This is a genomic window from Pseudomonas sp. Marseille-Q5117 (assembly GCF_946901175.1).
Lineage (GTDB): Bacteria > Pseudomonadota > Gammaproteobacteria > Pseudomonadales > Pseudomonadaceae > Aquipseudomonas > Aquipseudomonas iranensis.
Window position 1 is genome coordinate 160,968 of the sequence record NZ_CAMPPP010000017.1, and the last position, 11,165, is coordinate 172,132.

General features: G+C 61.0%; 8 protein-coding genes. 3 read left to right on the plus strand and 5 right to left on the minus strand.

Going from position 1 to position 11,165, the window contains the following annotated elements; translation table 11 throughout:
* Positions 1-127 precede the first annotated feature (127 nt).
* Both OC605_RS23290 and OC605_RS23295 read left to right on the plus strand, forming a co-directional pair.
* Positions 128-400, plus strand: a complete 273-nt coding sequence (locus tag OC605_RS23290) for a type II toxin-antitoxin system Phd/YefM family antitoxin (RefSeq protein ID WP_101156736.1) — start codon at positions 128-130, stop codon at positions 398-400.
* Complete coding sequence (locus tag OC605_RS23295) at positions 397-729, plus strand: type II toxin-antitoxin system RelE/ParE family toxin (protein WP_262139742.1); 333 nt, start codon at positions 397-399, stop codon at positions 727-729. The genes OC605_RS23290 and OC605_RS23295 overlap by 4 nt, the downstream gene beginning before the upstream one ends.
* A 1-nt stretch (position 730) precedes the next feature.
* Here the strand turns inward: OC605_RS23295 and OC605_RS23300 are convergent, their stop codons facing one another.
* The 5 genes from OC605_RS23300 to OC605_RS23320 all read right to left on the minus strand — a co-directional run bounded on the left by OC605_RS23300 (position 731) and on the right by OC605_RS23320 (position 10,284).
* Positions 731-1,333, minus strand: coding sequence for a DUF924 family protein (locus OC605_RS23300; RefSeq protein WP_262139744.1), 603 nt, complete (start codon positions 1,331-1,333; stop codon positions 731-733).
* A 3-nt stretch (positions 1,334-1,336) separates the two neighbouring features.
* Positions 1,337-2,347 (minus strand): class 1 fructose-bisphosphatase, encoded by a 1,011-nt coding sequence (locus OC605_RS23305; protein WP_039756611.1) that lies wholly within the window; start codon positions 2,345-2,347, stop codon positions 1,337-1,339.
* Between the two features lie 292 nt (positions 2,348-2,639).
* Entirely contained in the window at positions 2,640-4,004 is a 1,365-nt protein-coding gene (locus OC605_RS23310) for a DUF3999 domain-containing protein (RefSeq protein WP_262139746.1), read from the minus strand.
* Positions 4,001-7,582, minus strand: coding sequence for a DUF2339 domain-containing protein (locus OC605_RS23315; RefSeq protein WP_262139748.1), 3,582 nt, complete (start codon positions 7,580-7,582; stop codon positions 4,001-4,003). The genes OC605_RS23310 and OC605_RS23315 overlap by 4 nt, the downstream gene beginning before the upstream one ends.
* 251 nt (positions 7,583-7,833) lie before the next feature.
* Positions 7,834-10,284: a glycogen/starch/alpha-glucan phosphorylase gene (locus OC605_RS23320; RefSeq protein ID WP_016772100.1), complete on the minus strand. Its 2,451-nt coding sequence runs from the start codon at positions 10,282-10,284 to the stop codon at positions 7,834-7,836.
* Positions 10,285-10,543: 259 nt separating this feature from the next.
* On the opposite strand from OC605_RS23320, the gene OC605_RS23325 reads away from it, so the two are divergent.
* Complete coding sequence (locus tag OC605_RS23325) at positions 10,544-10,981, plus strand: YkgJ family cysteine cluster protein (RefSeq protein WP_262139750.1); 438 nt, start codon at positions 10,544-10,546, stop codon at positions 10,979-10,981.
* Positions 10,982-11,165: the final 184 nt, after the last annotated feature.

Sequence of the window (11,165 nt, forward strand, 5' to 3'; positions counted from 1 at the left end):
GAGCCTGCTCGCGAAGGCGGCAGCAGCGACGAAAACGTTTCGAACTGAAATACGCTTGGTCAGCCCGCACAGACTATGGACCAAATTAAGACTAAACTCAGCCCTGTTCAATTTGGCAGGGTTCATCATGAAGCTTTCTTCGCAAATCAAACCGATCAGTTATCTGAAAAGCCATACGGCCGAGATCGTCAAATCAATCACTGAGAGCCGCGAGCCGCTGGTAATTACCCAAAACGGTGAAGCCAAGTTAGTCGTTATGGATGTGAAGAGTTTTGAAGAGCAAGAAGGCACGATGGCCTTGCTCAAATTGTTGGCGATGGGTAATCGGGAGATTGAGGAAGGCAAGTTCAATGACGCTCAAGATGTCTTTGCCGAACTGGATAAGGCCGATCATCAATGAGTTTAAAGGTGGTTATCCTTCAGTCCGCTCAAACAGATCTCAAAGAAATTCGCACGTACCTCGTCAAAGAATTCTCCAGCCAGATTTGGCAAAACACCTATGCCGATCTCAAAATTTCGATTCTTGGTCTTGCAGATCTGCCTTATTCAGGATCGATTCCCGAAGAGATCGAAAAGCTCAATCTCGGCCAGTATCGGCAAATCATTTCAGGTATGAATCGGATTATTTATGAGGTGCGAGAAAAAACGGTTTTTGTCCATATCATTGTCGATACGCGAAAAAGCCTGCCGGCACTGTTGATGAAGCGGCTTCTACGAGGCAATCCTTGATTTAGAACCGGGATCCGGGTTGACCAAGAAACTCCAACTCCTCAGCCGTAGACTCCCGCCCCAACACCGAATTGCGGTGCGGAAATCTTCCAAACTGCGCAATCACCTTCCGATGCCGCTCGGCATAGTCCAGGTTATCGGCAAACACCGCCCGCTCCGACTCTGGCTGTTCAGCCACCAATTCAATAAATCTGGAAACGGCTTCGTTCTGCACCGCGAGGTTTTCGCAGTGTTCGAATACCAGATAAATGAATACCCGCTGAATCGGTTTCAACTGCCGATCGAAATCCGCTGCAATGCCTTGGGCGACGAGCTTCTGTGCGAGCAGATCACCGGAAAACGCTTTGGGGGTGTCGCGATAGATCATGCGTGGCAGTTGATCGAGCAACAGCACCACCGCCAGCCAGCCTTCGGGACATTGCGTCCACTCGGTCAATTCGCCGGCCAGGGCCTGATCGACAAAGACCCCGAAACGCGTCTGCGCTTCGAGGTCTTGGCTGTTTCGCTTGCCGAACCACAACTTGCCCTTTTCGGCCGCTACTTCGCTGGCTGATTCGGCGTGTCCGAACCACCAGTCGAGCAACGGCTGCCAGGGCGCGTGCATGGTTTATTCCTTGTGGTACGCCGTGGCGCGGGCGACTTCTTCTTTCGAACCGAGGAACACTGCTACGCGCTGGTGCAGGCCTTCCGGCTGGATGTCGAGAATGCGCTGGTGACCGTCAGTGGACGCGCCGCCGGCTTGTTCGACGAGGAACGACATCGGGTTGGCTTCATACATCAGGCGCAGCTTGCCCGGTTTCGACGGCTCGCGGCTGTCGCGCGGGTACATGAACAGACCGCCACGGGTCAGGATGCGGTGGACGTCGGCAACCATCGCCGCGACCCAGCGCATGTTGTAGTTCTTCTTCAACGGGCCTTCTTCACCGGCCAGCAGCTCGCCGACATAGCGCTGCACCGGGGCTTCCCAGTGACGCTGGTTGGACATGTTGATGGCGAATTCCTGGGTGGTTTCCGGGATAGTGATGTCTTCGTGAGTCAGGACGAAGCTGCCCATTTCGCGATCGAGGGTGAAGCCTTTGACGCCGTCGCCCAAGGTCAGCACCAGCATGGTCTGCGGGCCGTAGATGGCATAGCCGGCGGCCACTTGCTGGGTGCCTGGCTGCAGGAAGGCTTTTTCGTTCAGCGGCTCGTTCTGGCTCAGGTATTCGTTCGGGCAACGCAGTACCGAGAAGATCGTGCCGACCGGGGCGTTGATGTCGATGTTCGACGAGCCGTCCAGTGGGTCGAAGACCAGCAGGTATGCGCCTTTCGGGTATTTGCCCGGGATCTGGTAGGCGTTGTCCATTTCTTCGGACGCCATGCCGGCCAGGTGACCGCCCCATTCGTTGGCTTCGAGGAGGATCTCGTTCGACAGCACGTCGAGCTTCTTCTGCACTTCGCCTTGCACGTTCTCGGTGCCCATGCTGCCCAGAACACCACCCAGGGCGCCTTTGGACACGGCGTGGCTGATTTCCTTGCAGGCACGCGCCACCACTTCGATCAAAAAGCGCAGATCGGCAGGAGTGTTGTTGCTGCGGGTCTGCTCAATCAAATAGCGACTCAAGGTAACGCGGGACATGGACGGCTCCGGTGGAATGGGGGGCGGAAAACCCGCGCAGTTTACAGGGAGTCTGAAAACCTAGCGAGCAAAGACGCCGGCTAACGTGCGCCTGGGTGTATTTGCCTGTATGAGACGTGATTGTCGGTGGAGAGTTCAGGTGTGGGATTGAGCGTAGTTCGGTTCGGCATGAGCGATTGAAGATTTTCAGTGTCTGCCCGGGCGCTTTCGCGAGCAGGCTCGCTCCCACAATGGAATGCATTGCCCTGTGGGAGCGAGCCTGCTCGCGAACGGCGCAAAGCGCCGGCCATGCTCAGGTATTGGCAGGCGGCTTGCGCAACAGGCTGAACGCCATCGCCCCGAGAAACACCACACTGAGCAGCAACACCGCCCACAGCCCGAACTTCTTCCAATTAGTCCCGGCCACCGCAGCCGTCGTCGCCGTTGAGGTTTGCGTGGCCACTGCTTCGTCCTGCACCGTCGCCTTGCCCAGGCTAGCCAGCTTTTCGGGCTTGAAGTCCGGAATCAACGTTGCCAGTGGCAGGTTCGCCGTTTTCACGGTGGCATTGCCCAAGGCCAGGCTGTACGGCCCTTCGCCCCGGGCGAGGAAAATCACCTGCGTGGCGCGCACGGCATATTTCAGGTCCGGCGCCTGCTCACCCAGACCGCCGCCGCGCTCATCCACGGTCAGCTTGAGTTGCTGCACGGTCTGCCCGGACAGCGGGATTTCGTTCTGCACCACGTCCTGATTGTTCTGGCTCAGGCGATACAGCAAACCGCTGCTCAGCGTCTGCCACGGCAAGTTGCTCTCGCGCCGGCCGGCCAACGTGACCGGCGCCAGACTGTTCGGCTGCTTCAGCTCAATCTGCACCCGCTCGACATTCAGCCCCATCGGCAACTGCCAGATGTATTCCCCGGATTTGCTGCTGCTGCCGGCCACGCTGGGCGACCACACCAAAGGCAGCGGCAGGTTGCGCGGGTCGCTGCTTTTCAATTGCGCCGACGTCAGGACGGGTGCCGAACCCGGCGACTCCCACAGCAGGCGCACATAGCGCGCGGTCTGCCCCGGCAGGGTCACTTCGTGCTGTTCGATGCGCTCATCGGAAAAGGTCAGCCGTGCCACCTGGCCCTCGCCCCATGACTGCCAGTGCTGCAGATCGTCGCTGGCCTCGATGCTGAAACGCTGGAAACCGTCGCGCTCGCTGGTCCAGTCGAGGATCAACTGCTGCAACGGTGCCTTGATCGCACTGGCATCGAGCAGCCAGCCGCGCAGCACTTCTTCGCCCGCCTCCAGTTGCGAGGACGGTTGCACTTCGACCAGGGTGCCGTTGGTGGTCGACTGCACGCGCACATTCGGCGCGCGCTCGCTGGCGTCGGCAGCGTTGTACAGCGGGAACCACTTGACCTCATGCAGCTTGCCGTCGTCGCGGGTCTGCGCCGACTCGCGAGCCAAGGCGTAGGCCTGCGCTTCGCCGGCGGCGTTGAACACACGCAGGTCGCTGAGATCGGTCTGGCGCGCCTGCAATTGCGCGCTCAGCGGCAGGTCGAGGCGATACCACGGGCCATTGCCGCTCACCGTCAACGGCACTTGCGTGGTGAAGTCCGCCGGTTTCTCCTGAGCGCCAGCGACTATCACCACGCCCAGCGCCAACCACCCCAGATTCAGCATGCGACTCAAGATGCAACTCCTTCGGTTTCCGGCGCGGGTTTGTCCGCCGCCGGTTCGGCCTCGACGCGTTTGGGTGGCAGCGGCGCGAAGTAGCCGACCACCAGCAGCAATACGCCGACACCGATAAACGAGACGATCCGGGCGAGACCGCCACGGTTGCTCAGTTCGACAAAAATCAGTTTGGCCACCACCAGCGCTATCAGCGCCGCGCCGATCAGCCACACTTCGCGGCGATGGCGCAGATGGCCGCCGATCATCAGTCCCAGCGCCATCAACGTCCAGACGATCGACAGGCCGGCCTGCACCAGCATCGACGCGAGCAGTTGATCAAGCTCGAACGGGATGCCGGCCCAGTGATGCGCTGCGCGGGTGACCAGCGCGGTGCAGAAGGCGAACAGCGAAACTCCGGCGATCATCTGTGTGGCGTGGTCGGCATGATCCTGACGGATCGACAACTGCGCAACGGCGCTGCGCGACCAGACATAAACGCCGAACAGCGCAAACAGCAGCCCCAGCTCCAATGGGTTGAGCAGCGGCACGTAAGGCAACGGTTCGGCATTGCCATCGCTGACGCCATTGGCCAGCCAGAACCACGCCAGCATCAGCACCGCCAGCGGTGCCGCCGCATACAAGCGGTACTCGCGGGCAAACGCGGACACCGGCCACGGCCACGTACGGGGAGCAGCCATCAGCAACAGATAGAGGCTCGGCAGAATCGCCCAGCCCAGCCAGCGCCACGCGTTGTACTGCTCGGACAACAGCAGCAGGCCGTAACGCAACTCCAGCGCCAGCACGCCAATCAGCAGCCAGCAACCGAGCACATGGGCCGCGCTCAATGCGCGCGCCGGCAAGATCGACGCCAAGCGGCGCAGGCTGAAGAAGTGCACCGCGAACAGCGCCGGCCACGCCAGCCAGCCGAAGTCGGCGGCCGGGTGGTAACGCAAATGCCAAGCGCCGAGCAAAACCAGCGACGCCGCAGGAATCAGTAAGGTGCAGAGCAACCCCAGCGCCGGCCATTTCAAGCGCAGTGACAACAGCGTCCACAGCGCCAGACTGATCGCAGCGACCAGCAGCAACAATGTGCCTTGCAGGTTCGGCGAGGCGAAACGCAGGATTTCGCTGACCCACGCCAGCGTCCACCAACCGGCGCCCCAGACCAGCAGCACTTGCGACAAGCGCTGCAAACTCAAGGCATCAAAAGCCGTGGCATGGTTGCCCAATTGCAAGCGCCACGCTCCGATCAGCGCGGCCAGCCCCAGCACCAGCGGTGTCCAGAAGCCGCCATGGGCCAATGGTTGCAATCCTTCGCTAGACAATGCCCCGAGCCATTCGGGGCCGGCGAGCAGAAACGCCGCGCCGCCGACCACCTGCAACAGCAGCCCGAAAACGAAACTCAGACGCTGTTGCAGGTACAGGCTCAGCCAGATGATCAGCAAACCGCTGGCCGCCCACACCGCGCTCGCGGTTTGCCACGGCAGCACGAACAGCACCGCCAGATTGATCAGTACCAAGCCGGCCAGCAGCACCACCGACAAGCCGCGCAGCAGGCGCACATCGCCGCGCACCATCTCGTCCCGCGCCGCCAGCAGCATGCCGCCAATCAAGGCCAGACCGATCAGGGACGCACTGAGCAAACCGCTCCAGCCAGCGCTGAACACCGCCGTCGAATCTTCGCCGGCCGTTTGCAGGCGCAGCAGGAACAACGCGCCGCCCAGCAACTGCACGGCGAACGCGGTGAACAGGAATGTGCGTGATTGAATCCGCAAGCCGACAAACAACGTTGCCAAACCGGCCAACGCCCAACTGATCGCCGTGCCCTGGATGAACAGGAACAACGGCGCCAGCAGATAAAGGAACGTCAGGCCCAGACACGCCAGCACTGGCAGGCCTTGCCTTTCCCACGGCGATGTTTGCTCGGGCGTAGCCTTGCGCAGTTGGAGGAAACTGAACAGCAGGGCGGCGCCGAGCATCAGCGCGCCCAGCGGTGCGCCGTCGAGCAGGCTGCTCTCGCCGGGCTGCAACTGGCTGAGAAACGCCAGCGCCGAACCCAGTTGTAGCAGTAAGGCAAAGGCCCGTGCGAACGGTCGATGTTGACGCAAACCGAGCCAGAAAATCCCTGCACCTTCCACGGCCCACGCCGCAGAAGTCCAGCGCGCATCGAGCCCCAGCGGAATCGCCAGGCTGGCAAAAATCACCCCCAGCGCCAGGCAGGTTTCACCCAGCAGCATCGCGCGCCCGCCCATCAAAACTTTGGCCAGCGCCATATAGATCATGCCCAGCGCCAACGCACTGAACGCCGCCGCAAATTCGAGGTGCTGGACCAACGCAAACTGCAAACCGAAGCCAATGATCGGCGGGCCGAACAGCATGGTGCCGTCGACATAATCACCCTTGCGGGCCGACCATTGCAGCAGCGCCTCGCGATCAGCCTCCGCCGGAGCATCCTGCAGGTCGCGCAATTTGCGCCGGGCGAACAGCAGGCCGATGGCGAGGTACATGAGGAAAAACACAATCAGGAACGGCTCGGTGCTCCACAGCAGTTCCGGCGTGTAGGAACGCAGGCCCCAGGCGAATCCGATACCGAAGGTGCCGACGAAACCGATCAGGTTGAGCAGGCGCCAGGCCTTGAACCAGGCGATAGCAAGAATGCCGGCGTTGAGCAAGGCGAAATAACTGAACAGTGCGACGTGATTGCCTTCGCCGGTAGAAGTCAGAATCGGCGCGGCGAAACCACCGAGTGCCGCCGCTGCGGCCAACCCCAGCGCGTCCTGAGTAATCGCCAGAATGGCCGAGAACACCGTCACCGCGACCAGCAAACCGAGTGCAGCGGACGGATCAAGCAACGGATGCAGACGCATCGCCGCAAACACCGTCAGGTACAACACCGCGATCCCGGTGCCTTGCAGCATCAACGCATAGTTGCTGTTGCGTCGGCGCAGCCACCAGCCCAGCGCAAGCAGAGCCAACGCCGCTGCCGCGACGCCGGCGTAACGCAACTCGATCGGCACCACCATGCCTTCGGTGGCGTAACGCAGTAAAAACGCCAGACCGAAAAACAGCAGAACCACACCGACGCGCAGCACGGTGTTGCCTCCGAATAGCCAGTTGCGCGCAGCGCTGATGCCGCGTTCGATCAGGTTCGGGCCACGGGGTTCGGCGGGTTGTTGCGGTAGTGCAACGGGAGCCGGTTCGGCGCGCCAGACATCGGCCGGCAGCGGCTGGCTGGGTTCGCGGGCGACGGCGGAAATCGGTTCGAGTTCGGGAGGCAGTTCCCAGATCAGTTCAGGGGTCGGAGCAGCCTGCTCAGCCACGTCGACGGGTGCGGCGACTGGCTCGGCTTCAGGTGACGGCGCGGGCGCATGCGAGGGCGATCCCTCCAGCACAAACAGCCGCTGAGCCACGCCTTGCAAGGCTTCGCGCACCTGCTCGAGTTGACGCTGTTGCTCCGCCGCCTGCGAGCCAAGGCGCGCAATGCGCAGCGCCTGGCCGATGACCAGCCCCAGCAGCGCACCCAACAACGCGCCACTGAACGACTCGTCGAGCAGTCCACCGAGCACCAGCCCGATCAACATGAACATCCATTGCATGGTCGATATCCCTAAGCAGCCCCGGGGCGGGGCGAGTCCGGCGATGGCTTCAGTCTAGGCACAAACCGTGTGGGAGCGAGCCTGCTCGCGAAGGCGGATTGTCAGCCAACATTTCTGTTTAAGTCGACGATCGCTTCGCGAGCAGGCTCGCTCCGACAGGGTACGGCGGTGATTGATGCCTTCTAACCGGCGCTCAGTATATCGATCCGGCCCAACAAACGTTGGGCCTTGCGCAGATTTGTCGGGGAAAGTTACTCCAACGCTTTCCAGATATCCGTGGCGTACTCGCGAATCGTCCGGTCGGAAGAGAACCAGCCCATCCGCGAAGTGTTGAGCACCGCCGAACGCCACCAGTTCTGCGAGTCGTGCCAGTGCGCATCGACACGCTTCTGCGCTTCCCAGTAGGAGTCGAAGTCGGCGCAGACCAGGAAGCGGTCATAGTCGATCAACGAGTCGATCAGACCGGTATAACGCGAGGTATCGTCCGGCGAGAACACACCGCTGCGAATCGCTTGCAGCACATCGTTCAAACGATGGGAGGCGGCGATGTCGGGTACGGCGCTGAACTCGTGGTTCTGCTTGCGCGCTTCAACCTGTTGCGCACTGAGACCGAAGATGAACATGTGCTCGGCACCGATGCGCTCGCACATTTCCACGTTGGCACCGTCGAGGGTGCCGATGGTCAGCGCGCCGTTGAGGCCGAACTTCATGTTACTGGTGCCCGACGCCTCGAAACCGGCGGTGGAGATCTGCTCGGACAAGTCCGCCGCCGGGATGATGCTCTCGGCCAGGCTGACGTTGTAGTTAGGCAGGAACACCACTTTCAGCAGGCCACGCACAGTCGGGTCATTGTTCACCACCCGAGCGATGTCGTTGGTCAGCTTGATGATCAGCTTGGCCTGGTGATAACTCGCCGCCGCTTTACCGGCGAAGATCTTCACCCGTGGCACCCAGTCGACTTCCGGCTCGGCACGAATCGCTTGGTACAACGCCACGGTGTGCATCAGGTTGAGCAACTGACGCTTGTATTCGTGGATACGTTTGACCTGCACGTCGAACATCGCCGCCGGATTGACCGCGATCCCGAGGCGCTCGTGAATCAGATAGGCCAGCGCCTTCTTGCTGTGCAAACGCTGCTCGGCGAAGGCTTTGCGGAACGCGGTTTTCTCGGCGAACGGCTCGAGTTCGAGCAGGCGCTCTTCAGGATGATCGAGCAGGTCCGGGCCGAGGGCATCGACCAGCATCGAAGTCAGTTCCGGGTTGGCCTGATAGAGCCAGCGGCGGAAGGTGATGCCGTTGGTTTTGTTGTTGATCCGCTCCGGATAGAGCTTGTGCAGTTCGGCGAACACGGTTTTGCGCATCAGCTGCGTATGCAGACCGGACACGCCGTTGACGCTGTGGGAACCGAGGAACGCCAGGTTGCCCATGCGCACCCGGCGGCCGTTGTCTTCTTCGATCAGCGACACCGCGCGCAACACATCGAAGTCATGAATGCCCTTGGCCCGCAGCGAGTCGATGTGCTGCGCGTTGATCAGGTAAATGATCTGCATGTGCCGTGGCAGCATGCGTTCCATCAGCCCGACCGGCCAGGTTTCCAGCGCTTCCGGCAGCAACGTGTGGTTGGTGTACGACAACGTGTCGACAGTGACTTGCCATGCTGCGTCCCACGCGACGTCGTAGACGTCGACCAGTTGGCGCATCAGTTCGGCCACCGCAATCGAGGGGTGAGTGTCGTTGAGCTGGATCGCCGCGTGGTCACCGAGGGTCAGTACCGAGGTGTGCATGTTGCGGTGACGGCGCAGCAGATCCTGCAGCGAAGCGGCGACGAAGAAGTATTCCTGACGCAGGCGCAGCTCTTGCCCGGCTTCGGTACTGTCGGCCGGATAAAGTACGCGAGAAATACTTTCGGCGCGGGCCACTTCCGCCACGGCGCCCAAGTGGTCACCGGCGTTGAAGCGTTCCAGGTGCAGGTCTTCCATGGCGCGGGCCCGCCACAGACGCAGAGTGTTGACACTCGCCCCGCGCCAGCCGACCACCGGCGTGTCATAAGCAATTGCGCGCACGGTTTCCGCCGGCGACCAGACCTGACGAGTCTTGCCGGAAGCATCGGTGACGGTTTCGACGCTGCCGCCGAAGCCGATCGGGTACGCCACTTCCGGCCGTTCGAATTCCCAAGGGTTGCCGAAATCCAGCCAGTGTTCGGTCTGTTCCTGTTGCCAGCCATCGACAATCGCCTGACGGAACAAGCCGTGCTCATAACGAATGCCATAGCCATGGCCGGCGATGCCGAGGGTCGACATGCTTTCCATGAAACACGCCGCCAGACGACCGAGGCCGCCGTTGCCGAGTGCCGCGTCGGGCTCCAGCAGGCGGATGCGCTCCAGATCGACGCCCAGTTCGGTCAGCGCTTCACGGGCGACGTCGAGCAGGCCGAGGTTGCTCAGGCTGTCGTAGAGCAAACGGCCGATGAGAAATTCCAGCGAGAGGTAATAAACCCGCTTCTGGCCTTTGCGATAGATCTGTCGGGTGTGGTCCATCCAGTGTTCGACCATGTGATCACGCGCAGCCAGGGCGATGGCTTCGAACCAGTCATGGTCGAAGGCGTGATCGGGGTCTTTGCCCACGGCGTAGGTGAGTTTGGTCAGGACGGCGTCGCGGAACGCGGCCACCTCTGCTTCGCGAACTAGTGGTTCTTGAGTCATCAACAGGACCTCGAGCGAGCGGGAATTTTCTGAGCCTAGACGGTCTGACCGGCGCTAACGGCTCTGGTTCGGCAGTATTTGCGCGGACTGTGCGCCAGTGCGACATAACCCTGGCGGATGAGCCAATGAATGCAGGGGCCGTGCCGTCCTGTCGGGCAAAATGCGGCCGCTGCGAAAATATCCGGCGAAAGGTTGTTCAAAATTCCACCGCTCCCGGTATGATCGCGCGCCCTGATGCATACACGCCTGGTAACACCCGATGATGAAGCCCAACCTGATCGCCGCCGCCGAGATTGATCGTCTCGATACGTGGGCCAAATATTCGGCACCGATGTGCGGCTCGTGCATGTCCAGCTGCTGCACGCTGCCGGTCGAAGTGAAGATCAAGGATCTGGTGCGCATCGGCGTGGTCGACGAGTTCGAACTGGGCGATCCGCCAAAGAACATCGCCAAACGTCTGCAAAAGGAAGGTCTGGTCGAGCGCTTCAATCAGAAGTCGGGAATCTTCACCCTCCAGCGCATGAGCAACAACGACTGCTATTCCCTGGATCGAAAACCCCGCCTGTGCACCATTTATGACAAGCGCCCGGACACCTGCCGCAACCACCCGAAGATCGGCCCGCGGCCGGGGTATTGCGCGTACAAGCCGAAAGAAGTCGAGCGGGTGCAGAATTTCCGGGCGATTGAGAAGTTTTAACAGCAAACCCTCACCCCAGCCCTCTCCCTGTATGTACCGGACACATGGTGGACAGGTGTTCGGAGACATGGTGGACACTTTTTAATAGGCACATTGCTCATCATCAAGGAGATGACCTGTGTCCTGGCAAGAGGCATCCACCATGCAACTTCGTACAGAGTTTGTGCGTTTAGCTCGGCAAGAA